The sequence below is a fragment of the Alteribacter lacisalsi genome, assembly GCF_003226345.1.
GTDB lineage: Bacteria > Bacillota > Bacilli > Bacillales > Salisediminibacteriaceae > Alteribacter > Alteribacter lacisalsi.
Map to the genome: position 1 here is coordinate 1954065 of NZ_PDOF01000001.1, position 25016 is coordinate 1979080.

The window sequence follows — 25016 nt, forward strand, 5'->3', positions numbered from 1 at the left end:
CTTACCGGTATTCTCTAAAACACTCGTTCCTTGGTCATATAGTGACGGATTTTCACATCAGCAGAAATGGAAAAGTCCACTTCCCTGAAAATCCCTTCCGGTCCGTCCCAGTCATCTTTCAGTTCCTTCCAGAGACTGTGATCCTGAATGCGGAGCTCTTCGATTAGACCGAAAATATCCAAGTACAGCTCATTCTGCATGAACACCGCTGTCTTTGTGCTGTGGTCTGTCATATACGCCTCCACCGCATCTTCCATCTTGTTCAGAAACTCCGGCCTTACTGTATCTTCATCTTCAATCCAGCTTTCCACTACCGGCCCCTCTGCTTTTAAATTCACGTGAAAAGACGGTACCGGTCCTGAAGTATCCACCGTAATGTTACGTGTCATCCGGGAGGTTTCAAAAACAAACAATTTCTCATCCTCATCATTCAGCGTTGTTTCAACTACCCCGTTATTCATGTTTCCTTCCAGAAGCTTGTACCCGATCGTCATTTCATCATCCAGCCAGTCCATAAACTTGCCGTCCCCGCTGAAAATGCCGCCTCCCCTGATCCGGTATGACGTTCCCTGCCTTTCGGTCAGCCGCGGTACAACGAAATTATTATTGTTAAGGAGGGCATTGGTAATGTCTGAAATCGTTTTTATATCCAGCATGGAAAGATCCCGTATCTCATTTTCAGCTGTACTCATAATTGCCAGCCCTGTGAGAGGGTCCGGCGGCCGATCCTCTTTGAGAATGTTCGACGAATCACCGTCTACTACGAAAACTTCCGTATTCCGTCGCATTTCATGATCACGGATAAAAAAGTCCAGTGCGTATTTCAGCAGGTCTTTTTCAATCAAATCATCCTCAAGTAAAACAACTTTTAAATGCTCATAATTCATGAGCCTGGACCTTCTTGAAGGGATGTTCCTGTTCGCTCCGAAATTGGACCGCTCCGTCGTTTTCACCGTGTAAAACGGACGGTCCTCCTGTGCTTCCTCCGCGCCGCCGGCCATCCGGGACGGGATGGCAACCTGATAGGTTAGCGCTAGTTTGTCATTCCCAATATCAAATTCGCTGTCATCTTCTAGCGATTCCGCGGTGGTTACAGCTGCAGCAATCACAAAGCCGATTTCCTCAATTTCAGTACGGTCCCAGCAGGAAGTAAGCAGACACAGAGCAAAGAGAAGCATGAATACAAGTTTTGTGATTCGGCCCACTTACATCACCCCCGGTTTTTGAGCAGGGGGGTTCTTCGTGGACTTCTTCGATTTTCTGACAGCAGCAAACCCGAAAATGAGAAACAGCGTTACAACGCCCCACCCGCCATAGCCAATCCAGGAAGCGGAGTAGAGCGTTTCTGGCAGTGATTCCGGATAAAAGGCCAATAGAAATGACAGAAGTCCGAAAAAGAAGGCCACCACATTGGCATTTCGCTTAGGAATCCACTGGGCGTGAAAGATGTCTGCCGAAATAAACTGAAGAATCGCCATTGTATTAAAGATCGTCATAATCCACATCGCTATCACCAGCGGCTCCAGGCGTTCAATAAGCCCTTCCAGCACTTCCACTTCCTTGGACAGCTCAATCGTTGGAAACGGCATAATTCTCGTAGCCTCCACCGTCAGGACACCATAGGAGAAAATAACGATAATGGCGTACAGGAAGACGATGCCGGCAGCACCGATCAAATAGGTGCGCAGTGGCTTGTACTTTTTCTGCTTCTTTCCTGTCTGATCAATCGGATTCACGTACTTCTGCAGAAAGAAGAATATCTCGAAGCCGAGGAAAAAATAGAACATCCTTACAATGTTCAGGGATGCCAGCACATCCCCGGCAACAAAGGGCCGGAGTTCATTCATTTCGAAGTTCCCGATATTCATAACAACCACGATCCCAAGCACCAGAAGAACAAACGGAAAATACATCAGACTGATATGAACTATGCCTTCCACCCCTTTACTGCAGGCATAGGTCGTAGCAAAGACCATCATGAGAAAGACAACTTCCGGGGGTGTCTTATCGAGAAGGTAAATGTGAACGATATTCGCAAGAATCCGTCCTTCAACGCAGAAAAAAGCAAGAAAGTAGAGAAAAAACAAAACAGAAAAGAGTTTTCCCGCCCACTTTAAATGACGTACTCGCTTAAGGTAATCAAACAGACTTTCTTTTCCAAGCCTTTCCTGCAGCAAAAACATAAACCATACATAGAGGGCAACGATGATGCCGCATGCAAGAACGGAAATCCAGCCGAAAGAGCTTTCCAGCACATATACAAGCGCCCTTGGGACAGTAAGGATTCCGGCCCCGATCGTAAACGAAATATGAGTGACTGAGAGTTCAAACGGCGACATCGTATAGTTACTGGACGACTGCTCTTTCATTCGGATTCCTCCTTTCTGATCTTTTCTCTCACTCGCTGATTTTCTTGCTTCTGCCAGGGAAGGGAATACGCGTGTGTCAACTTTTCCGATATTTTCAGCGACACAAAACAGACCACAAAATAAATCACGGCCATTGTCAGCGCACTTCTTTCAGGAAGAAAGCCGAATAAACGATCCTGTATTGTCTGCCACATCCACATGAAGCCACCCCTTCCAGTGATCAGCCGGTTTTTCCTTATTTTGTACCGGATCTGCTGTTTCTATGAAAAAGAAAAAGGCTCCGGAAGAATGGATTCTTCTGGAGCCTTTGCTCAACCTATTTACATTCCTGTTTCAGGACGCCTCCTGGGAAAAGAGGCGCCAGTTCGCCTGTGTGCGGTTTGACTCCGGACCTTCACGATCTGTCTGGGGACTGTAGGGGACAACAACAAATTCGTGATTCGAAAACGGATTGACTCGTTTTACAGTAAACGTGTTCTCCCCCTGCACGGTTCCAATTTCACGGAGAGTGCTGCCGTCCACTTCATAAATATTGTAATGGAGACGCTCGTCTTCACTTTTTGTCCAGTTCAGTTCAATATGTGTACCGGTCCAGCTAACGGTCAGTTCAGCCTCCAGATCACCAATATCAACAAACCGAATCGGCTCGTCCACCTCATCCACCCCTTCAGGTTTTTCAAATGCCAGGGCATCCGTAACCCCTGATTCAGAGGCTTCCTGAAGGACCGATTTAAAGAGAGCTGTCGGCACCGCACTGGTATCACTCAGGTAGTGCTCTTCATCCGTCCGGTCAAATCCCATCCAGACTGCCCCTGTGTATTCAGGGGTATACCCGGCAAACCAGAGATCTCTTACACCTCCTGAAACCCCTTCAAAGGAAGTGGTTCCGGTTTTCCCGGCAAGACCGCCTGCATAATAACCTGCCTGGGCAGTCCCGTCATCTACAGCGGCTTCAAGCATCCGTGTCATGCTCCAGGCGCTCTGTTCAGATAGCACTTTGTTACGGACCGTCTCTCTTCCGGCCATCTCCTCACCTGACCGGTCAGTAATTTGTGTGATAAAGAACGGCTCAGTGTAATCTCCGCCTGCAGCAAACGGTATATAGAGTGAGGCGAGTTCCAGCGCACTTACACCATAATCCAGACCGCCAAGGGCAATCGCAAGACCATTTTCTTCAAGGTCCAGCTGCTGTTCATTCAAATAAGCCTTTGACCTTAAAATGCCAATCTCTTCAAGCAACGCCACCGCAGGTACATTTGCCGAATCCTTCATAGCATCGTACATCGTCATTTCACCTGCATAGATGCCGCTCACGTTTCGAACGGCGTACCCATTAAAGTCTGCTCCTTCTTCGTCAGAAAGGAGACTGAAGGGATGGTAGTTCCCGGTTTCAAGAGCCGGAGCGTATACAGCCGGCGGTTTAAACGCAGAGCCCGGCTGACGCTTGGCCGTCACGCGGTTAAAGCTCTGTCTTACGTAATCCCTGCCGCCCTGGACCGCAGCAGCCCCACCCGTTCTGTTATCCAGAATGGCCATGGCTCCTTCCACCTGACGTTCCGTTCCATCTTCCGGAAAAGAACCGGGATCCTGAAATTTGTGATAAGAGATTTGCTGGAGTTCCTGATTCATAGGCACTTCGATCGTGTAACCTCCCTGGAGGACCTCTTCTCTTGTAAGACCATAGCGTTCTTCTGCTTCTTCAAGAACGAGATCCACATAGGTGAGATAGGCTGGATCGTCCGTAATATTATGCATAGCTGTTGGCATTGCCGTCCCCTGAAGCCGCACTGCTTCGTCGGCAGTGAGGTAGCCCTGTCGCTCCATCAGACTAAGGACAAGATCTCGCCTGTTCTTACTGCGTTCCGGGTTTTCAATTGGTGAGTAGGCATTCGGTCCCTTTGGAAGCGCCGCAAGAAGAGCCCCTTCGGCTGCGTTCAAATCCCCCACTGACTTGTCAAAATAAAGCCGGCTAGCCGCTTCAATGCCGTGCGCACCCTGACCAAAGTAAATCCGGTTCAAGTACATCTCCAGGATGTCATCCTTTGAATACCTGCGCTCGAGATTAACCGCAATAAGAACTTCCTTTGTCTTCCGCATCAGTGTCTTTTCATGATCCAGAAATGTATTCTTAGCAAGCTGCTGAGTAATTGTACTTCCTCCCTCGACGGCACTGCCGGCCATAATGTCTCTGTACAGGGCCCGTCCGATCGCACGGAAATCAATTCCCTGGTGCTGATAAAAACGCTGGTCCTCAACAGCAATAAAGGCTTCTTTCACATGTTCGGGTATTTCTTCCTTACTCACAATCTGCCTGTTTTCCTCAAACAGTTTCGTAATTTCATTTCCTTCATGATCTGTCAGTACACTCGCTTCGTGCATGACCAGCTTTTTATCATCAATCGCATAATTGCCATACAGAATAACAGAAATGTAAAGTGTTATGCCGAGGGCAGCCATAACAGCCGCAAACACAGCAGTAAAAATAAACCTTTTTCTCAACCGGCGCTTTTTTCTCAAGCCGCTCCCCCCTATTGCACCTTCACAGGTAATCTCACAGTCTTTCAAAGCCTGCATGATCTTTTATAGACCCTTTACCTTTTGCTCTTGTCGTAAAGATTGTTGCTTTAACCAGCTTTAATTTCGCAGCGAAAGGCCGCGACTCCTGCGGGGAAAGCAACAACGAGCAACTTCATCACGAATAGGCTGCGAGTTGCTTCAACGCATGTACCGAGGCGTTGCACGCGGAAAGCGTCGGCCTGCAGCTCAGAAACAACAATCTATCCGAAAACAGCCTTAGAAAAGCAGCAATCTATTCGAGAACAGCTTTATCTTTTCTATCGAAAAAAGTGTGTACCTGTCAGATGTCTTCTTAGTCTATTACGCCAAAATACCAGAAAAGGTTTCATCAGATGCTGGCAAAACTGCAGATTCGTCAAAGAACATTCATTTCTTTGAGGAGTATCACTTTAAGTCAGTGAAGATGTGGTCATACGCTGCAAGACTTCTGCGGTCGTGAAAAGCCTTTATGTCATGAAGCAGCTGCGGCGGCTTCGGTTCAGCCCTCAAAAAAACCGCAGGGGCTGTTTCCCCTGCGGTTTCACAAAGTATCGGGTTTTACTTCAGCAGTTTCAGACTTTCACGATTAAATGCCGGCAGATCATCCGGCGTCCGGCTCGTAACCAGATTGTGGCAGACCACAACCTCTTTATCCTGAAAATCAGCACCTGCGTGTTTCAGATCCATGTGAATGGATTTAAAACCGGTCACTTTACGGTCTTTTAAAACGTCAGCGGTAATCAGAAGCTGCGGTCCGTGACAAATAGCAAAGACAGGCTTGTCCTGATCCATAAAGTGCCTGGCAAAATGAACAAAACGGTCATCGGCCCGGAGGATATCAGGCGAAAAACCGCCCGGAATAAATAAAGCATCGTAATCTTCCGGTTTTGCATCTTCAATAGCAAGGTCGGTTTTCACCTTCGCTTCACCGTTCTTACCTGTTACTTCCTTGCCTGCTTCAGGGCCGATCACCATAACTTCATGCCCGCCGCCTTCAAATTCCTGGACTGGTGACGTATACTCCGAATCCTCAAACATATCGGTCATGACACATGCAATTTTACTCATTTTATTTCCTCCCTTCGAAACTAACCTCCTTTTACCCGTGAAAAAACCGCGTGAAACATTACAGGGGGCTTAAAAGTGTATGCTTAAAATAAGACAATCCTGTGACAAGGTTTTTAAATCCGGTGCATATGAATTATAATGTGTTGGAGATAGAGAGTGCCGCAGGTTTGTTTTTGGGTTACCTGTGCACTTACATCAGGAGGTACCTGACTTATGACAATCGAAGAAATTAGTTTTCTGTCCATGTGGCTGGCACTGTTTGCCGGAATTGTTTCATTTCTTTCACCATGCGTATTCCCTCTCGTTCCGGCATATCTCGCCCAGCTTACCGGCACCAATATATCCGACAACCAGCTTCAGGCTGATCGGAGGCTGATCTTTTCAAGAAGTATCGGCTTTATTATCGGTTTTACATCCATTTTCCTGCTTCTCGGAGCCTCTTCCACAATGGTGGGCAGGCTTTTTGTGACCAACCAGACTCTGCTCGAACAACTAGGTGGTATAGTGCTCGTGTTATTCGGTCTCCAGTTGGCAGGTGTATTTACCCTCTCTTTTTTAATGAAGGAAAAACGCTATCACGGCCCTAAAAAAACGGCGAGCTTCTTTCGCTCGATACTGTTCGGCCTGTTTTTTGCCGCTGCCTGGTCCCCCTGTATCGGACTGGTACTCGGCTCCATTTTGTCGATAGCTTCTACAGAGTCGTTGTGGGGCGGTATGTTTCTGCTGTTTATCTACTCTATGGGACTGGCAATTCCCTTTCTGATCGTCAGCCTGATTTATGCAAAGTCGCTCAACAAAATGAGAAACGTAAACCGCTACCTGCCTGTGATTCAGAAAACAAGCGGAATCATAATGATTGTGTTCGGAATTCTTTTGTTTACCGGCCTGTTTAACCGGATTTCCAGTTATCTCGCCCAGTATATTATTCTTTAGTGCCCCGTAATGAATGAAAGTCCCGATAGTTGTGTGTTAAGATAAACACAATACTTAAGGACGAAAAGGTCCGCCTGATCAGCGGGCTTTTTTTTACCGCTTCATTGTCGGAACATTTTAAAATTCCCGAAAAAAGAGAGGAGAACTGTTCAGATGAACCAGCTTTACAGCGCTCTTGAAAACTATTACGACGAGATGGTGGAGATCCGCCGCTATCTGCACCAGTATCCTGAACTATCCTTTCAGGAAGTTCACACGCCTCATTACATTGCAAACTATCACGAGAAACTGGGACTTGAAGTAAGAAAAAATGTAGGGAAAAGAGGGGTTGTCGCCCGCCTTGAAGGAAGCCATCCGGGACCAACGGTTGCCCTGCGTGCGGATTTTGATGCACTTCCGATTCAGGATGCAAAGGATGTGCCGTACAAATCAACCGTACCCGGTGTGATGCATGCCTGTGGTCACGACGGCCATACGGCTACCCTGCTTGTTCTGGCAAAAGCAATGAGCGAACAGAAAGATGAGCTGCACGGGACGATTGTATTCATTCACCAGCATGCCGAGGAACAGGCTCCCGGCGGGGCCATTGCCATGATTAATGACGGGTGTCTGGATGATGTGGATGTCGTTTTCGGTACCCATCTGTGGGCCGTAGCACCGACTGGGAAAATCCAGTACAACGAAGGCCCGCTTATGGCAGCAGCCGACCGCTTTGAGCTTGATATACAGGGAAAAGGCGGACACGGAGCCGAACCCCACGACACGAAAGACGCTATTGTCATTGGTTCCCAGCTCGTTCAGTCCCTTCAGCAGATCGTGAGCCGAAGAACAGCGCCCCTTGATTCCGCTGTAGTAAGCATCGGATCATTTGAAGCGAAAAATGCTTTTAATGTGATTGCAGATAAAGCAAAGCTGATCGGAACCGTGCGGACATTTGATCCGGCAGTCCAGAAGCTCATAAAGGATGAAATCCAGCGTATCGCTGACGGAACGGCCCTCAGCACCGGTTCCTCAATTTCCCTGACTTACGAAAAAGGCTATCCGGCTGTTGTAAACCACGCAGACGAAGCCCGTTTGGTTGCTTCCACTCTGGCTGAAATTGATGCAGTAGAAGAAGTGGAACACCGCAGGCCGATTATGGGCGGTGAGGATTTCAGCTATTATCTCCAGCACAGAAAAGGTGCGTTTTTCTTTACAGGCGCCCAGCACCCTGATGTTAAGGAACCGTTCCCTCATCACCATCCGAACTTTGACTTTGATGAGCGCGCCATGCTTATCGCAGGCAAGTCCCTGGCAGCACTGGCGCTGCAGTATGTCGGAGCAGATGCCAAGGTGAGTGTGTAACGCTGGTTAAGTAAAGATTTGCTGATTGCAAGTAAGACACCTGGAGTTTATCCTGGTGTCTTTTGTGTAACCCGGCTGTCATCATACGACTCGGCAACCATAGGAGGCTGAGGCGTTGCCCGCGGAAAGCGTCGGCCTGTAGCGCAGAAAACAACAATCTATCCGAAAACAGCCTAAAGAAAAAGCCGGTACGCTAGGTACCGGCCTGATTGAGTCTGCCTTCCAGAAGCCACCGCTTCCGAAAGGCATTTTTTGCATTTTCCGCAAGCAGATCAAGGAAATGATAATTTGCCCACGCTCCTACTATGGCACCAAAACCAGGAATTAACTGGAGCGTTTTCGGGAGATCGATAAAGTCACGGTACTCAAGCTGAAATGCCTTCCAGTCAACCGATGTAATATGCGGATGCATTCCCCTGAGAGCCTCCCGCTCCTTTTCCCAATACACAATCCGATCAAATGCCCGGATCCTTGCTTCCTCTTTTGAAAAAGCGAGCTGAAAGATGTGAAGAAGAAACAGCCTTTCCCGGGGGTCCTCAGTATCATATCCGTAGATTTTTGCTGCATCAAACAGAAACTTCATTTTTATACTTAGCAGAAGAGGAAAGTCAGCCATGCCAAGGAGAATTCCCCCTGCACCGGTGCCGGCTCCCTCAACTGCTGCTGTGCGTTTATACCTTATTTTTCTCTGTTCAAGCAGCTCTTCCCGTTTTTCCAGGGTTTCGTGGCGAATTAATGCCTGAACCGACAGATAGGCGGAACCGGCAAGAGTCGCCTGTACCATATGCCTGACGCTCTCTGCGACCGTCTGATGAACTTTTTCAGGTATTTTTGCATTGATCTTCTTCTGCCATTTTCGTGCCGTTCTGCCGGTTATGGACGGTGACTTATACACCTTTCGTTCAAAGCGGGCCACTTCACGGGCCACTTTTTCCTCATATCCCATTGCAGTACGGGCCTCCCTTATAAACGAATTTCGAGCATATTAAATTCTGAAGTTACCCTCACTGCGCCGTCCGAACTTCACGTTTTCTGGAGAAGCGGTCATAAAACAGCGCGAGAAATATCCCGATTCCAGCAACAATCGCCCCATCAGCCCATCCATGGATACCGCCTGTGAGAAGAGTAAACGCGAACACCTGCACAAGAAGGAGCAGCCAGACCAGCTTCCGGTGTCCCTCTTCTTTGTGCTTCAGAGCGACCGGGTACAGATCGATGATCTGGTTTGTTTTATAGTGCCCTTTAAGGGTTTTGAGCTGAATCGCTGTCATGTAAACAAACAGGGCGGCAATAAGCCACAGTCCCCAGCTGAGCGTGACCACATATAGAAACAGCATGCCGAGCAGAGTCAGCCTTACAAATATCCCGAAGTAGTCGTTTGATCTTACAAACGAGCGGGTGTACATGTATAAATAGGTGTTTTTCTGCTCAAACGGTACCATCTGAAACAGACTGTTCAGGTAGGACCGGGGACGGATGGACATTTTCAGACGTGGTACGTCTGTAAAAGAGTTTGCGATCCTGTAGAAGGTCATGACGGTATTGTCCTCAATCCGAGCCAGTCTCTCCCACTTTACGGAGTGTGTCCGGTTTACTTTATTGAAATAAAATACGTAAAGGACAGTGAGCAGTGCCGCAAGTCCGCCGAGGACCCAGACCGGCTGCATCGTAAACATAGCCAGAACAGCGCTGAAATTGAGTACTGTCCGGATGATCGTATGACCTGCCACTTTACTGTTGTCCTGAAAGCGCTGCTCTTCAAACCCGGATGCAAGGTTCCACAGCTTCAGCGCACTCAGCATAACAAGAATGGTAATAAGCAATGAGCCGGAATCACTGATCCGGTGGAAAAAGAGCGGGGCCATGACCAGCAAAGGCAGGGCAATCCAGAACGTCTCCATCATCCAGCTGTACAGAATGGAAGATCGGAAATAGGGCTTCATTCTGCTTTCCAGCGGCGGCAGGTAAACCAGATCCGCTTCTCTTACAAACGTTCGGACGCGGCCTCTCGTTACCAGCCAGGTAAACAGGGCAATGAAGACCCAGACGACCGGAAAGTCTTCAGGCAGCCACATAAGAAATTCACCGTAATAATAGCTTCCGAAAATAAACAGCAGGTAGAGTGTAAACAGGAAACCGCTATTCGCAATCAGACGGAGGTATCTGACAGCCATCTCCCAGTAATCTGCGCGGCGTTTTTGCCACAGTTCCTGCACGTTACCCATGGCGTCCTGCCTCTGTTACCGCAACGTAAATGTCATCCAGGTCCGCGCCAGGCAGATTCATCTCGCTTTGCAGCTCCTCCATCGTTCCCTGAACCACGATCCGTCCCTCATGCAGAAGAATAAAACGGTCGCAGTATTTTTCAGCTGTGGCAAGAATATGCGTGGACATCAGGATGCCGCACCCTTTTTCTTTCATTTTCGTCATATGATCCAAAAACGATTTGATTCCAAGCGGATCGAGTCCGACAAACGGTTCATCCGCCACGTAGAGCTTGGGATTTACGAGAAATGCACACATGATCATCACCTTTTGGCGCATTCCCTTTGAAAAGTGGCTCGGAAACCATTTCACCATTTTCTCCATCCGGAATTCCTTTAACAGACCTTCCGCACGCTGTTTAAATGTATCCTGGTCGATTCCATAAGCCATTGCTGTGAGTTCAAGGTGCTCCCACAGTGTAAGTTCCTCGTAAAGCAGCGGTGTTTCCGGTATATAGGCAAGGCTGCTTCTGTAAGCTTCCATATCTTCTGCCATTGTCTGCCCTTTGACGCGCACCTTGCCGTCATGTGGTTCCATCAGACCGAGCACGTGCTTAATTGTCGTACTTTTCCCGGCTCCATTGAGCCCGATCAAACCAACAATCTCATGGGGCTTCACCGAAAATGTGACACCGTGAAGCACCGGCTTGCTCCGCTGATAGCCGCCTGTCAAAGCGGATACTTCAAGAACATTATCCATCATCATATCTCCTTCACTTGTCCTGACTGGCAATCTCTTCTTTTACTATATCGAATCTCAGCTCTGCAGAAAAGAGAAAGCCGGTTTATGTTTTACGATTGGGCCCGAAGAAGAGCCTGCTGTTCTTTTTTCTGGTCCATCATGCCCATCAGCATAAGTACACACATCAGCACGATCCAGCTTATAAAGTATGGTGATAAAAGATCCCGCACCCAGCCTGAAATAAACGGACTTGTAATCGTTCCGAGGGAAAACACAGCAGACAGAAGGGCAAACCCCCTGCCTCTTGCCTCCTCCCCGATCCGGTCGGTCAGCATCGTCATCATTGCCGGAAAGACAATGCCTGTCGCCGCTCCGAACAGAAGCAGCGCTCCCGAAGGCGGGATGCCTCCGGAGAAAAATAATATCCACCCGAAGCTGGCGCACATCATCACAATCCCGGTAAAAAGCCGGATAAACGGACTGATCCAGTGCACAAAGAACAGGGCGAGGGAAAGAAGTGTGCCCACTCCGATCATACTCACCATCATGCCCACATCCCCTTTCGAGAAATCCGTTTCGACTGATAAAAACGGCAGCTCGAACATCAGGGTGCCCTGGGCGTACATGATCCCGAATGCGGTAATAAAGATTGGCATTGAACGGATGGTAATCAGTGACTGGTAGCTCGGTTCATGCCGGTAAGACCGGATTACCAGATTGGACTGCACAGTCTGTCTGGCCAGGATAAACGCAGCTGCCATAACTGCTGACACTGCAGCAAACGTCCATGAAGCACCAAACCACTCCCCGATCTTTCCGCCGGCCAGAGGAGCAACGGCCATTGCCAGAGTCACCATCAGGGTATTAACCGCCATATTTTTGCTTTGCTCCCGGCGGTTCTCGGCGAATGTCGAGAGCAGCGTCATGCATGCAGGCGTCAAAAAGGCAAGCAGAAAACCGTTAAGCAGTCGGAGAATAAAGAGGTGGGAAACATCACTTACGAAAAAGTGAAGACCAAGAGATGCTGCCAGAAACCCAATTGGTACGATAATATAATTTCTTGGGCCTGTCCGGTCAATCACCACACCGGCAATCAGATTTCCGGCCAGATTGACAAATGAGGTCGCCCCAAGCATAATACCGACCATAAAACCGGTTGCTCCGAGCCCTACAGCAAGCGGTGTAAGTACCGGAAACTGCATATGTATGCTTGTAAAGATTAGAAACAGCAGTACAAACAGCGCCAGCTTTTGTTTGGTTCGTGATAAAGTACCCACGTTCATCCCCCCGTTTTCAATTGTATGAACCGGGGAAAATAGATAGACATGCTGTTTTTGATTCAGGACCTGCTTATGATAAAATAAGGAACATTCCTTACATATTCGAAAGGGTGATTCAGTTGACGCACACGAATGACGACTGTATTTTCTGTAAAATTGTTAAAGGTGATATTCCCGGTGCGAAGGTGTACGAAGACGAAAATGTGCTTGCTTTTTTTGACATCAGCCAAGTCACAAAAGGTCACACTCTCGTAATCCCAAAAAACCACGAAGAAAACGTTTTTGAACTGAAGGAGGAAACCGCTAAACAGCTTTTCTCCGCTGTACCGAAAGTGGCAAATGCCCTGAAGGAAGCGTTCGAACCAATCGGCCTTAATGTTCTGAACAATAACGGCAAGGAAGCAGGCCAGTCTGTGTTCCATTATCATCTTCACCTGATTCCGCGCTACGGTAAGGGAGACGGATTTGGTGCCGTGTGGAAGGAACACGGGAGCGAGTACAGCTCCGATCAGTTGTCGGATATGGCAGCTGAAGTAAAAAAGCAGATTCAACTATCCTGATCCATCCCTGCCCCGGTTGCTGCTCCAGCAGTATGCGAACCGGGGCTTTATTTCAATTCACCATGTTCACCGTTTCTTTGAGTACAGCAGGGCAGGAGATTTCTTTAGATATGGATCCCTCACAGTCAGTAAACCTCTGATCGCGCAAGGCTGACGAGAGTAGCGAAACTCCAGCTTCGGCACCGCCGCAGGAAACAGGTGGAAGGCGTTCTGCGGCGTTTTGCGAAAAGGGTATATCTATTTTCTTTAAAAAGAACGTAAATTGAAAGAGGAAATCCGCTGCCCCTGCAGAAATCTTTGTAAGACAGAAAACTGTGCAGGGGGCGTGAGAATTATGTTCAACTTTAATGCAGGACCGGCAACATTGCCGGCAGAAGTAAAAGAAAGAGCTAGACAGAAAGGATTCGATCCGTCCCTTTCTGTGATGGAAATGAGTCACCGTTCACCGGAATATGAAGCTATTCATTTTGGTACAAAGGACAAAATCCGGCAGGTGCTTAACCTTCCTGAAGACTTTGACATACTGTTTCTTCAGGGCGGTGCAAGTCTCCAGTTTGCCATGCTTCCAATGAATTTTCTCACACCTGGAAAAAGAGCCGGCTATGTCATTACCGGTTCATGGTCTGAAAAAGCCTATGAAGAAGCAAGCCGGATTGGTGATACATACATTTACGCAAGCGGTGCTTCTGAGCAGTACCGCACTATCCCCAGGATCCATTCCTGGGAGCCTGAAGAAAATACAGCCTATCTCCACATTACGAGTAACAATACGATCTATGGCACACAGTGGTATACGTTACCAGAATCCTGCCATAAAGTTCCTGTATGTGCTGACATGTCTAGTGATCTGTTTAGCCGCCCTGTGGACTGGTCCAAAATTGATATTGCCTACGCAGGCGCTCAGAAAAACGCCGGACCGGCTGGGGTCACCATTGTCATTATCAAAAAAGACTGGCTGGAAGACGCCGAACAGGATATCCCAAAAATTTTAAGCTACCAGACTCACCAGAAAAAGGACTCCCTTTACAACACTCCACCGACTTTTTCAATTTACATGACCGGTCTTATGATGGACTGGATTCAAGCCCAGGGCGGGGTGGATCAGTTGTATAAACAAAACGCTGAGAAAGCAAGCCGTATATACTCGCTTATGGATCATTCCCAACATTTTTATCAGCCGCATGCCGATAAATTAAGCAGGTCCATGATGAACGTTACTTTCCGTCTTCCATCGGTTGAACTTGAAAACCTGTTTCTCAAGCATGCAGCTGAAGAAGAAATGATCGGTCTGAAAGGCCACCGCTCCATCGGCGGCTGCCGGGTCTCTCTCTACAATGCGGTCCCGCCAAAAGCTGTTGATCATCTTCAGGATTTTATGCTTCGTTTTATGAAAAAACATTCCTGTTAGAATGTCTGTCCGGTTCTGCTTAACCTTGTCAGGACCGGGCAGGTTATTATTATAAAAATATTTTATATCCAATTTATCCCACACTTTATTCTTCTTTCAACGGGGTTCATCAAAAGACGGCATGACCGGGAACCATGTTCGGCCCCTCCCCTATTATGCTCCACCGCACCGGTCCTATCGCACATATCCTTCTCCAGAATCTCCCGCCACTAATTTTCAGAAAATACTGATACCCTATTGTTAAATGATTTCTCCTTATGTTATGATTAAAATATCATTTTCCTGAAAAAATAATGAATTTTTAGAAAATACGTATTTTTTCTTATGGATTCTCTTGAAGATGGAGGGAACTTATGGATACTCAAGTGACACAATCCATTAAACAGTCCATCATGTTCAGTCACAAAGTCGCCCAACTCAGCAAAGCGCTGTGGAAGTCGATTGAAAAGGACTGGCAGGCATGGATTAAGCCTTACAATTTAAACATTAACGAACACCACATTCTGCTCATTTCCTATCAGCTTGAAGGAGCATCAATCTCTGACATTGCCAAATTTGGAGTCATGCATGTATCCACCGCATTTAACTTCTCCAAAAAGCTGGAAGAGCGCGGCCTCCTTACCTTTTCGAAACGGCAGAATGACAAACGAAACACCTATGTCTTCCTCACCAAGCAGGGAGAAGAATTGCTTCTTGAAACACTGGAAAATTACAAACCTGAAAATTACGGCGTTTACAGTGGATCACTGCCCATTAAGGAACTTTACGGGAAGTTTCCGGAATTTTCCGAAATCACAAGTATTGTCAAACACATTTACGGCCCGGATTTCATGACTATTTTTGAAAAATCACTCTCAAAGATTGAAAGTGACTTCACCGAAGTTGACGGGAAGCTTGCTCCTGTAGAGAAGCGGGAATCAGAAGTTGACCTGCGTTCATCATGACATAATGTCCTTTTGTCATACTTAATCACCCGACTGCACATAACAACTGTTCTGTGCAGTCTTTTTTGTGCTTTTTTTCTGAATTCAAACCCGTAAAATGACACCATCCGACATCGTGTGACACCCATAAGAAAAAGAAGAAATTTATTCATGTTTTTTTTGAAAAAACCCTTGTTTTTTTAGCGTTCAGGGCGTAAATTACAATAGTAACATCACGAGGAGGTGAGCAGATGAACTGCTGGAAAACAGTCTCCATCACCCAGGACATCGGAAAGTTCCGCCTGTGGATTCTGTCAGGAATGTTGATGGTTTCTTACTTTTTAGTTTACTTTCTGCTGTTCAGCACATTTGGAACAGGAGCAGCATTAATTGATTACGGGGCAGGTGTCCTTTTGATCTGCATGCTGGCTGTTTTTCCAATCCACATGCTGATGCACTGCATCCCTGTCTGGATGCTTGGAAGAAAAGCAACAATGGGTGTCAGGATGAAGCAGTGGCCATTTCTCTATCTTACTGTGAAACAGCCTCTGCCGAAGCATATTTCGCTTCTGGCCATCTGCTCACCGGCGATCTTTATTACTGGTACGGCCATAGCCGTAACCTTTATCTTTCCCCATTTGCTCCACTATGCAGCTCTCATGTCCGCTTTGAACATCGGCATGTGCGTACACGATTTTCTGTACGTAAACCACATTCGCCGGGCACCGCGGCATGCATTCGTTGAAGAATATGATGACGGGTTTCACATTCTCTGTGAAAATCCCGCACTCACAAATAAGAAAGCCTCGTAACGCTGGTTACGAGGCTTCATTCTTTTCACGCTCTGTTATAAAAATAGTAAAGCGGATCCTGTTTTCCCCAAGGTTAACTTCCTCTGCCTCCGCGAGCACACCATCAGCAATGCCTTCATGCAAATGGAGATAAAAGTAAGATTCAGCCGGATTAATCTTTACCCATTCGGGCAGATCGGCCATTGAATCGATTAAGCCAAATACTTGAGTGGATGGAAGCGAGATACCGCCAATGTTAAACGAGTCTTCATGAAGAACGATATTGCCCTCTTCCGTCACTTCAGGCTCTAGATTAAGTTCAATTGGCACCTGCTGACCGAAAATACGGAACGATGCATCAAAATGGACAAACTGTTCCCCTATATACAGGTCGTAGTCACGGTCCGGGTCCTCCTCATCGAGTTCCTGCTGAATCAGCTGATTGAGACTGTCCCTGGAGGCCTCTACAGTAAAGGAAGGGTATGTTCCTTCCCAGTCTCCACGCTCGACTGTCTCCCACTCCTCATAACCGCCAGTCGCAAACAGACGGTAAAACAAAAACATGATTATAAGCCCGAATAATGTTACAATAAAGAATAACGAAAAGAAGGCCGCTTTCCATTTGTTTCTGATCTTAAACATGGTTGTCTCAGCTCCTCTCCGCATTAATGGAATGACGTAAAACGGAGATTCCTCACCGCCTTCTTTCATAGTTTAGCAAAGTCACTCCTTAAATGGGAAATGCTATGATTTCACTTTGTTTTTTGTTAAACTCAATGTCATACACGAACGAGTCAAAATGATGGAGGTTACCGGATGATTATCCCATTCGTTTTATTTGCAGCTTTTTATTTGTTTGCAATAAATTCTATGACTAATACATTATGTATTCAAAAAGAGATCTCAGAAGAAAAGCAGCCAAAAGTTTTCCGGACGATCAACGTGCTGATTATGATCCTCCTCACTTCCTCATACGTGCGGATATTCTTCACCTGATGACTCATACCAAAGAAAAACAGGGGTGTCCATTATATTGGCTGTAAGCCGATGATGGGCACCCCTTTTGCTTATACTCCACCAGTTCTAAAGTTTAGTACCAGCAGGCGCATCCAATAATAACAAGCAGTACGAACAAAACTATGAGTAACGCGAACCCTTGACCGTATCCGTCTTTATGCGACACAAGCGTCTCCTCCTTTTGATCATTCCATACATAATATTGGGGTGCCTGCTGTTTGTGTGGACGTTTGTCACGGTTATAAATATTTTCCCCTTTCTTTCCTGTCAGAGGTACAGGCAGTCCCTTCGGCAGGCCTGTACTGGAAGGCCTGAGTATACAGGCAGTTATACCTGTACATTGCCATTCCCAGCTGCCCTCTAGTGCCAGCTGACCACTCTCTTTCATACTCCATGCAGTCATTTCAATACCCCCTCTGTTGTGCTATAGTTAAAAGGAAAATCACCTGTGAAAAGAAACAGCATAAGGGAGTTGGACAGAAAGTGAAAAAGAAGTGGGTCCTGTTTGCATCAGCCTTAGTCGTAGTACTTGGAGCATGCTCCAACGGCGATGCAGCAGAAGAGGAGAACACAGAAAACATGGATAACGGGGACACAGAAACAGAAGCACAGAATGAGGAAGAAGATGTTACTGAAATTGGTGAGTCCGAAGGCGATGAAACAGTTATTGTAGAGACGAGTGCGGGCAATATTACAGAGGAAGAGTTTGTGGACAGACTTGTTGATCTTTACGGTGAAGCAGTTCTTCGAGACATGATTGAAGACAAGATTATGGAAAACCAGGCAGAAGAACTCGGTGTAACTGAAGAGGATATTCAGGAAGAGATTGAAGACCTCCGTGAAACCCTTGGAGCTGAAAGCGATGAGCAGTTTCTTCAGGCTCTCCAGATGCAGGGGATTGGCAATGAGGAAGACCTCCGTTCACTCGTGCAGCATCATCTTGTCCTGCAGCGCCTGACAGGTGATGAAGGAGACATTGATGATGCAGAGGTGCGGGCCGAATATGATCGCGGGGAGGAAGTGGAAGCACGCCACATTCTCGTAGATGATGAGGAGACCGCAGAAGAGGTTTACGAACGCCTGATGGATGGAGAGGACTTTTCTGAGCTTGCCGGTGAGTACTCCACTGATCCAGGTTCCCGTGAAGATGGCGGCAGCCTCGGGTTTTTCCGCCGTGGAACAATGGTACCACCATTTGATGCAGCAGCCTTCTCTCTTGATGAAGGGGAAATCAGCGAACCTGTGAGATCCGATTTCGGCTACCATATCATTGAAGTAACGGACCGCAATCCGTTTGAAGACTCCTTTGAAGAAGTTGAGGACCAGCTTCGCAACACGATCTTCCAGCGAAAAATGGCAAACATGAGCAAGCGCCAGCAGGAGCTTTATGATGAAGTAAATGTCGAGATTATCGACGAACGTTTTGAAGATCTTCTGGATGATTAACCAGCTGAAAAGCCTCCACGCATTCTGCGTGGAGGCTTTTGATTTTCCTATGCACTTTTATCAAGTATATCGTTAATTTCGTTCTTGTATAAATCCGACTTGCCGCCGAACACAGCCTGAATGTTTTTGTTGTATTTCATCACACCTGCTGCACCAAGCGCCTTCAGTTCGGCCTCATCAATTTCACCCGGATCAACAACGGTTACACGCAGCCTTGTAAAGCAGGCATCTACATGTTCGATGTTCTCCTTTCCGCCAAGGGCATTAAGAATCAGACGTGCTTTATCACGGTAGTCATCTTTCTTTTTCCCGCCTTCAGCTGCAGGTTCCTCCCCATTTCCGCCTGCCTCTTCTTTTTTCTTTTCATTGTAATCTTTACGTGTATACAGCTTTGCTTCCTGTCCCGCACGTCCAGGTGTTGCAAGGTTCCATTTCCTGATCGCAAAGGAGAACACATAGTAGTAAAGCACAAAGAACACAGCCCCCATGACGATGTTCATCCACCAGTTCGGTGTCCCTGGCAGCGCATTTACAAGGACAAAGTCAATCAGACCTGATCCTCCGGCCCACCCAAGATGAACGTTCAGCATATAGGCAATCGCAAAGCTGAAACCGGTAATTATGGCATGGAGCACGAACAGCAACGGAGCGACAAACAGAAACGTAAACTCAATCGGTTCGGTAATACCCGTGAGAAACGCTGTACCGGCTGCAGCAATGAGCATCCCCTTTACAACAGGGCGGTTGTTTTTATCCGCCTGGCGGTACATGGCAAGAGCTGCACCGAGGAGACCGAACATCACAATTGGAAATTTACCTGCCATAAAGCGCCCGGCTGTCACTTCCTCTCCAGCAGCAATTTGAGCAAGGAAAATATACTGGTCACCGGAAACGAAGCTCCCGGCTACCTGGGCTGTCCCTCCGAGTTGAGTCCATAAAAATGGCGCATACCAGATATGGTGAAGACCTGTTGGAATCAATACGCGCTCTAAAAAACCGTATAAACCTACATAAGCAGGATTCGTGGCATCAGATGCAATGACGTTAGCAGCAGCGTTAATCGCCGTCTGAATCGGCGGCCACACGAGCATTACCGCAAAAGCAAGGAGAATTGACATGAATACCATGACAATTCCGACAGAACGATCCCCTGCAAAAAAGCCAAGTACTTCAGGAGGCTGAAACCTCTTAAATTTATTATAAACCCATACGGCAAGCAGTCCGACGACAATGCCGCCGAGTACGCCGGTTTCAAGCGAGGCAATACCGAGTGTCATCCCGTACTCCCCGGCTTCTTCCGCCATTTCTGGCGTGATGTTCAAGGCAAGCGATATAGTGGTGTTCATAATGATATAACCGAGTAATGCAGCAAGGGCTGCGATCCCCGAACCGCCTGTGAGACCGATCGCTACCCCTACGGCAAAGATGATCGGCAGATTTTCAAAGATACTCAGACCAATGCTTGTCATTCCGGTGCTCACGGCCTGCATTGAATCCGCTTGCAAAAACGTTAAGTAATCAGCGAGTGGACCGTTCATGGCCGCTCCTATCCCCAGCAGGATCCCTGCAGCCGGCAGGAGTGCCACCGGCACCATGAGAGACTTTCCGAATTTTTGCAGGCTTGCAAAATTCATCTTCCTTCCTCCTCCGTACGTATCTGTAAAAGATGAACCAGAACCAGCTGTGACTGATCCTGGTTCCCGTATTCAGCAATCCGGGTTAACATCAGAAATGTTATTTTGACGAAAGCTCCGGCCAGTAGTCCTTGTTTTCTTCAATCAGATCATCGAGAATTTTTCGCGCACGGGGTGCGTCCACCACTGTACGGTTAAGCGTGAGTGCCTGAAGCAGTTTTTTATAATCTTTTTCGTACCACGCATCCACTACGAGCTTTTCAAATGCCAGCTGTCCTTCAATCAGACCTTTTTCAAAGGTTGGAATTTCCCCTACCGCAAAAGGTTTAGGGCCTCCTGACGTAAGAGCAGCCGGCACTTCCACCATTGCATCGTCCTGAAGATTTGAGATGATGCCATTGTTTTCTACAATCACAATAAACGTATCCCCTGTGTTATAGGCAAGTGACGCTGCAACCCTGATCATGTAACATCCGTGAATATCCACTTCAAGTTCAGCGTTTTCAGAGGTGCCATCGGAAATCAGCTGATCACAGAGTTCGTGAACTCGTTTTTCCCGTCCGTTGATCACCTGACGTGCACGGGTGTTTTTCACGTCCTCTTTTTCGACCATCTGTGAAGGATACAGGTAATACTGCAGATACGTGTTCGGCAGGTAGTCAGGGAAATCAGTAAGCATCGTTTCAACCTGCTTAAATGTTTTAATCCATGAAGGATCATTCACGATTTCAGCATCTTCAGGCAGGAATCCGTCATCTTTTATTGCTCGTTTAATGTCATCAGTAAGACGGTTGCCTTCTTTATCGTAAATATCAGTGAACCATCCGAAATGATTCAGACCGAAATACTCCGGAACAAGATCCCATATTTCCTTTCCGAGAATCTTGGCGTAACTCACCATGATGGCGGCCGGCATGTCACATATATTCAGGATTTTTTCATCGTCCGGAAATTCTCTTCTTAAAGCTTCAGCTACAATTGCTGCGGGATTCGTATAGTTGAGAATCCACGCATCCGGTGCATACTTACGAACATCATTGACCACGTCGATCATGTCCCCGATTGAACGCAGGCCGTACGCCATACCACCAGGTCCGCACGTTTCCTGACCGACAGCTCCGTGGCGGAGGGAAATCTGCTCGTCCTTTTCACGCATAGCCAGTCCACCTGTACGAATCTGCACGAAAGCAAAGTCTGCGCCTGTAAACGCTTCTTTTTTATCTGTTGTATAGGTAAATGATTCGAGTTCAGGATATTTATCTTTCAGAATTACCTCTGTTGCTTTTGCGACTTTTTCCTGCCGCTCGGCATTTGTGTCGTAAAATGTGATTGTCCTGAGCGGGAAATGCTTTTTCTCCTCAATCAGGCTCATAATCATCCCGATCGTATACGTGCTTCCGCTGCCCACAACAACCAGATTTTGTTTTTTCATGATGTACCCCTCCAAGGAAACTTTTATTTGTATTTAAATTGTATTAATTTATTTATAATACAAATATAATACATTTTTATGTAAGCGTCAACAAGATGTATTTGATTATTTCATTTTTGTACCGTATTCTTAAACTAGAAAAGCTTGAACAGGGAGGAAAATAATGAGTACACCACTTTACAGGAAGATAGCAAATCAGATTAAGGAAAAAATCCATAAAAATATCTGGCCGCCGGAAGAAGCGATTCCGACTGAAGCCAGACTGAGTGAAATGTTTGAAGCCAGCCGGGTCACTGTCCGGCAGGCGATTTCCGTCCTTGTGCAGGAAGGCCTTCTCTACAAGATCCAGGGAAGCGGGACGTATGTAAAAGGGAACAAGGTTGAGCATAATATCTATTCACTGCGGAGTTTTACGGAGGAAATGCAGGCACTCGATAAAACGATCGCAAACGAGATTATTGATTTCAGCCTCGTTGTTCCCTCCGGCCACATTCGGCAGATGCTCGATCTTAAAGATGGAGAAAAAACGTTTTATGTCAGAAGGCAGAGGATTGTAGACGGCACCCCATTTGTGCTTGAGGACACTTATCTCCCTGTACGCCTCTTTCCGGATCTCAGCTATGAAACGATGCAGGGATCAAAATACGAGTATATTGAAGAAAAAAAGCAGCAGGCGATTAAGGAAAGCTTTCAGGAAGTCCTGCCAATACTGCCCGATCCGGACATTCAGTCCCTTCTCGATTTACCCGAGGCGATACCTATTCTAAAGGTGCAGTTGTATTCAAGACTGGCCGATGAAACGGTTTTTGAGTACAGCGAGCTGTATTTTAAGAGTGATGAGTACAAATTCACGATCGTTGCCAATCGGGAACGCTAAACCAATTCCACGATTGCCCAGTAGCCATCTGCCTGAGTCGTACATACCTTGTTAATGGGAATACCCAAAACACTTTTTCCGAGAAAGGATGACTCCACATGTCTGGTGGCTACAATAATGGCTTTACACTTCTTGTTGTTCTTTTCATTCTGCTTGTCATCGTAGGCTGCGCCTGCGCTTACTAAGGATCGGTAAAGCAAAACCGGAGCTGAGGGGGCTCCGGTTTTGTTTTTTTCCTGTATTAATTGATAAGTTGTTTATGTGCGGAGGACTGACTCTCCGCATTTTGGGGCACCCAAAAATGTCAGCCGCTCAGGACTGAGGATCTCTTTTTGCCCGCCGGTCTCTTACCTTTTTCATAATGACTTCGCCTTCCTGCTCAATCAGTGCCTGCTCTTTTTTACGGTCATCGGTGAAGGCCTGTACAGCTTTATAGGCACAGAGCAGAATTCCTGCATACAGGAAATAGATCCAGCCCGGAACCTCTAGAATAAACTGGCCTGCCGTTGTCATTGAAAAGAGCCGGATCGCAAACGCTGTAAAAATCACTCCCACGAGAATAGCGGCAATTTTTATCCGGTTCAAGACTCTATCATCCTCTCTCATAACTCATTTCTCTACTAGAATATGGTCTCTTTTAAAAAATATGATTGTTTACGGTTTCCAACTCAGGAAAATTGGGAATAGGCAACTAAGTCAACTATTATCGGAGGGTATTTCATGAGGAAAGAGAAGTTATCAGAATTTACTTACGGTCAGTTCCAGGAAGAACTGATTCGCCTTACCCTGCACCGCCTGGAGGAAAAAAGAGATAACTCCCCGCTCGTTTATTTCCCAATCGTCCATGAAAAAGTGGAAACATTTCTGATCGCCTACTGGCAGCAGGCCTGGGGTGACTGCCGTGATATGACGTGGGATGAGTGGTTTCAGTCAGACTGTTTTAAGTGGTTTGAAGACGAGGTAATTAAAGACGTTCTGCAAGAGGCTGTCATTGTGGATCAATACCCGCCACTGCAGGAACTGAGTCCTTCAAGCAGGATGAAAGAAGAAAGTTAAGTGAACGCTATAGATGCTCAAAATCTAATCAGCAAGGAAATAAGAAACTCCCCATAGCAGCAATTCGGACGGGCCCTCTGCCGCGTTCGCTTTGTTGTGCCTGGATTCCCCACCTTTCCAATACTTCTTCCCAACTGTACCCAAGAGAGACGAGCAGTTTTTTCACAAAGATGCTTCAAGCGAAACTTCCGTGGCAAGCAGTATGGTATCCGAAAGATAAAAAGAACCTGAAACAGGTTCAGGTTCTCCTATATTATTTAAGTAATATTAAAATGGAGCGGAAGGCGGCGACTCCTGCGGGAATAGCGTCGACCGAAGACCCCGCAGGGCGCTTTTCCCGAGGAGGCTGAGGCGATGCCCGCGGAAAGTGTCCGCCTGAAGTGCAATATATCAACACTCTTTACGAAAGACCAAAACTAAAGATCCAGCGGTTTATCATGAAAGGAAGGCTTATAGAACGTCCGGTTATCCATCGGAAATACCCGGTCGCTGAATTCACCGGGCTCCACCCCGTCCAGCGCACGGTCCATCATGTTCATTTTTGCATCAAGGTTATCCACATGATGGAGAATCTCCGCTTCGCGCATCATAGGGGGCTTCGGACTTCCCCATTCTCCTTTGCCATGATGACTGAGCACAATATGCTGCAAAGCCATCACTTCGTCCCCTTCAATCTCCAGCTCTTTTGCTGCTTCCGCAATTTCATTTACAATGATCGAAATATGCCCGATCAGTTTACCTTGAGTGGTGTACTCAGCGGCAACCGGGCCGCTTAATTCGTGCACTTTGCCAAGATCATGAAGGATAACACCTGAGTAAAGAAGATCTTTATCCAGGCTAGGATAGAGAGCCGAGACGGCCCGAGCTAAATCAAGCATGCAGATGACGTGATAGGCAAGACCAGATACATATTCGTGGTGATTTCTCGTTGCTGCAGGAGCCTCAATGAAGGCCTTCTGGTGTTTTTTCAGCAGGTGCCTGGTAATCCGCTGAATCTTCGGGTTGGTCATATCAAACAGATACTGGTTAATCCGTTCCAGCATTTCATCTGGCGGGAGAGGTGCTGACTGAAGAAAATCAGCCGTGGAAACCTGATCCATTTCCGATGTCGGACGGATGCTTTTGATCTTTAACTGCCGGTTCCCCCGGTATTCATTTACATCCCCGTGAATATGTACGATGGTTCTGTTCACGAAAAGTTCTTCATCCTCAGGTGAACACCCCCACAGTTTCGCTTCAATTTCCCCGCTCTGGTCTGAGAGCATCAGCGTGAGAAAAGGTTTCCCATTGCTTGCAACACCTTTTTTTGAGGATGTAATTAACAGGTAGGACTCAACGGAATCGCCTACTTTATGGTGTTTGATCCCTTTTTTCAT

General features: G+C 47.0%; 25 protein-coding genes. 11 read left to right on the forward strand and 14 right to left on the reverse strand.

All coding sequences use genetic code 11. The features are described 5' to 3' along the window. Positions 1 to 14: 14 nt before the first annotated feature. From CR205_RS09735 to CR205_RS09755, 4 genes are all read right to left on the reverse strand, one after another. The gene (locus CR205_RS09735; RefSeq protein ID WP_110519036.1) at positions 15 to 1205 is read right to left on the reverse strand and encodes a Ger(x)C family spore germination protein; all 1191 of its coding nucleotides are present in this window, start codon (positions 1203 to 1205) and stop codon (positions 15 to 17) included. After that, on the reverse strand, positions 1206 to 2369 hold the full coding sequence (locus CR205_RS09740) for a GerAB/ArcD/ProY family transporter (protein WP_110519037.1): 1164 nt from the start codon (positions 2367 to 2369) through the stop codon (positions 1206 to 1208). It lies immediately after the preceding gene. A gap of 333 nt (positions 2370 to 2702) precedes the next feature. Continuing rightward, positions 2703 to 4826: a transglycosylase domain-containing protein gene (locus CR205_RS09750; protein WP_110519811.1), complete on the reverse strand. Its 2124-nt coding sequence runs from the start codon at positions 4824 to 4826 to the stop codon at positions 2703 to 2705. A 657-nt stretch (positions 4827 to 5483) separates the two neighbouring features. Beyond that, positions 5484 to 5993, reverse strand: coding sequence for a type 1 glutamine amidotransferase domain-containing protein (locus CR205_RS09755; RefSeq protein WP_110519041.1), 510 nt, complete (start codon positions 5991 to 5993; stop codon positions 5484 to 5486). Positions 5994 to 6206: 213 nt separating this feature from the next. Here CR205_RS09755 and CR205_RS09760 point away from each other — a divergent pair, with 213 nt between their 5' ends. Together CR205_RS09760 and CR205_RS09765 are read left to right on the forward strand one after the other, a co-directional pair. Next, positions 6207 to 6926: a cytochrome c biogenesis CcdA family protein gene (locus tag CR205_RS09760; protein ID WP_110519043.1), complete on the forward strand. Its 720-nt coding sequence runs from the start codon at positions 6207 to 6209 to the stop codon at positions 6924 to 6926. Between the two features lie 153 nt (positions 6927 to 7079). Next, positions 7080 to 8270, forward strand: a complete 1191-nt coding sequence (locus CR205_RS09765; protein WP_110519045.1) for a M20 family metallopeptidase — start codon at positions 7080 to 7082, stop codon at positions 8268 to 8270. A gap of 193 nt (positions 8271 to 8463) precedes the next feature. Here CR205_RS09765 and CR205_RS09770 read toward each other — a convergent pair whose 3' ends face one another. From CR205_RS09770 to CR205_RS09785, 4 genes are all read right to left on the reverse strand, one after another. Beyond that, on the reverse strand, positions 8464 to 9216 hold the full coding sequence (locus CR205_RS09770) for an EcsC family protein (protein WP_110519047.1): 753 nt from the start codon (positions 9214 to 9216) through the stop codon (positions 8464 to 8466). A gap of 58 nt (positions 9217 to 9274) precedes the next feature. Next, positions 9275 to 10495 carry an ABC transporter permease gene (locus CR205_RS09775; protein ID WP_110519049.1) on the reverse strand — a complete coding sequence of 407 codons (1221 nt, stop codon included), beginning with the start codon at positions 10493 to 10495 and terminating at the stop codon, positions 9275 to 9277. Further along, positions 10488 to 11234 carry an ABC transporter ATP-binding protein gene (locus CR205_RS09780; protein WP_110519051.1) on the reverse strand — a complete coding sequence of 249 codons (747 nt, stop codon included), beginning with the start codon at positions 11232 to 11234 and terminating at the stop codon, positions 10488 to 10490. Before CR205_RS09780 ends, CR205_RS09775 begins: the two co-directional genes overlap by 8 nt. Before the next feature lie 92 nt (positions 11235 to 11326). Then, positions 11327 to 12493 carry an MFS transporter gene (locus CR205_RS09785; RefSeq protein WP_161524730.1) on the reverse strand — a complete coding sequence of 389 codons (1167 nt, stop codon included), beginning with the start codon at positions 12491 to 12493 and terminating at the stop codon, positions 11327 to 11329. Positions 12494 to 12615: 122 nt separating this feature from the next. On the opposite strand from CR205_RS09785, the gene CR205_RS09790 reads away from it, so the two are divergent. The 4 genes from CR205_RS09790 (at position 12616) to CR205_RS09805 (ending at position 16199) form a co-directional block, all read left to right on the forward strand. Further along, a complete protein-coding gene (locus tag CR205_RS09790) occupies positions 12616 to 13056 on the forward strand; it encodes an HIT family protein (RefSeq protein WP_110519055.1) in 441 nt (146 codons plus the stop codon). A 334-nt stretch (positions 13057 to 13390) separates the two neighbouring features. Next, a complete protein-coding gene (serC, locus tag CR205_RS09795) occupies positions 13391 to 14464 on the forward strand; it encodes a 3-phosphoserine/phosphohydroxythreonine transaminase (protein WP_110519057.1) in 1074 nt (357 codons plus the stop codon). A gap of 353 nt (positions 14465 to 14817) precedes the next feature. Beyond that, positions 14818 to 15408, forward strand: coding sequence for an HTH-type transcriptional regulator Hpr (locus tag CR205_RS09800; protein WP_110519059.1), 591 nt, complete (start codon positions 14818 to 14820; stop codon positions 15406 to 15408). Between the two features lie 230 nt (positions 15409 to 15638). Then, positions 15639 to 16199, forward strand: coding sequence for a DUF3267 domain-containing protein (locus CR205_RS09805; RefSeq protein WP_110519060.1), 561 nt, complete (start codon positions 15639 to 15641; stop codon positions 16197 to 16199). Positions 16200 to 16205: 6 nt separating this feature from the next. Here the strand turns inward: CR205_RS09805 and CR205_RS09810 are convergent, their stop codons facing one another. After that, entirely contained in the window at positions 16206 to 16820 is a 615-nt protein-coding gene (locus tag CR205_RS09810; protein WP_161524731.1) for a YpmS family protein, read from the reverse strand. A gap of 174 nt (positions 16821 to 16994) precedes the next feature. Between CR205_RS09810 and CR205_RS20505 the strand changes: the two genes are divergently transcribed. Next, a complete protein-coding gene (locus CR205_RS20505) occupies positions 16995 to 17174 on the forward strand; it encodes a hypothetical protein (protein WP_110519064.1) in 180 nt (59 codons plus the stop codon). Positions 17175 to 17268: 94 nt separating this feature from the next. Here the strand turns inward: CR205_RS20505 and CR205_RS20510 are convergent, their stop codons facing one another. Next, entirely contained in the window at positions 17269 to 17361 is a 93-nt protein-coding gene (locus CR205_RS20510; RefSeq protein ID WP_236634775.1) for a YjcZ family sporulation protein, read from the reverse strand. Positions 17362 to 17678: 317 nt separating this feature from the next. Between CR205_RS20510 and CR205_RS09825 the strand changes: the two genes are divergently transcribed. Beyond that, the gene (locus CR205_RS09825; RefSeq protein ID WP_161524732.1) at positions 17679 to 18641 is read left to right on the forward strand and encodes a peptidylprolyl isomerase; all 963 of its coding nucleotides are present in this window, start codon (positions 17679 to 17681) and stop codon (positions 18639 to 18641) included. 47 nt (positions 18642 to 18688) lie between these two features. Here the strand turns inward: CR205_RS09825 and CR205_RS09830 are convergent, their stop codons facing one another. Continuing rightward, positions 18689 to 20275, reverse strand: coding sequence for a PTS transporter subunit EIIC (locus tag CR205_RS09830; protein WP_110519068.1), 1587 nt, complete (start codon positions 20273 to 20275; stop codon positions 18689 to 18691). A 100-nt stretch (positions 20276 to 20375) separates the two neighbouring features. After that, complete coding sequence (locus tag CR205_RS09835; protein ID WP_110519071.1) at positions 20376 to 21707, reverse strand: 6-phospho-alpha-glucosidase; 1332 nt, start codon at positions 21705 to 21707, stop codon at positions 20376 to 20378. Positions 21708 to 21870: 163 nt separating this feature from the next. On the opposite strand from CR205_RS09835, the gene CR205_RS09840 reads away from it, so the two are divergent. Both CR205_RS09840 and CR205_RS09845 read left to right on the forward strand, forming a co-directional pair. After that, complete coding sequence (locus tag CR205_RS09840) at positions 21871 to 22584, forward strand: GntR family transcriptional regulator (RefSeq protein ID WP_110519073.1); 714 nt, start codon at positions 21871 to 21873, stop codon at positions 22582 to 22584. Positions 22585 to 22682: 98 nt separating this feature from the next. Continuing rightward, complete coding sequence (locus CR205_RS09845) at positions 22683 to 22769, forward strand: YjcZ family sporulation protein (protein WP_110519075.1); 87 nt, start codon at positions 22683 to 22685, stop codon at positions 22767 to 22769. Positions 22770 to 22896: 127 nt separating this feature from the next. Here CR205_RS09845 and CR205_RS09850 read toward each other — a convergent pair whose 3' ends face one another. Continuing rightward, a complete protein-coding gene (locus CR205_RS09850; RefSeq protein WP_161524733.1) occupies positions 22897 to 23169 on the reverse strand; it encodes a sporulation YhaL family protein in 273 nt (90 codons plus the stop codon). 135 nt (positions 23170 to 23304) lie between these two features. Here CR205_RS09850 and CR205_RS09855 point away from each other — a divergent pair, with 135 nt between their 5' ends. Continuing rightward, on the forward strand, positions 23305 to 23640 hold the full coding sequence (locus CR205_RS09855) for a hypothetical protein (protein ID WP_110519079.1): 336 nt from the start codon (positions 23305 to 23307) through the stop codon (positions 23638 to 23640). Between the two features lie 416 nt (positions 23641 to 24056). On the opposite strand, the gene yhaM is transcribed toward CR205_RS09855, so the two are convergent. Continuing rightward, positions 24057 to 25016, reverse strand: coding sequence for a 3'-5' exoribonuclease YhaM (yhaM, locus tag CR205_RS09865; protein ID WP_110519815.1), 960 nt, complete (start codon positions 25014 to 25016; stop codon positions 24057 to 24059).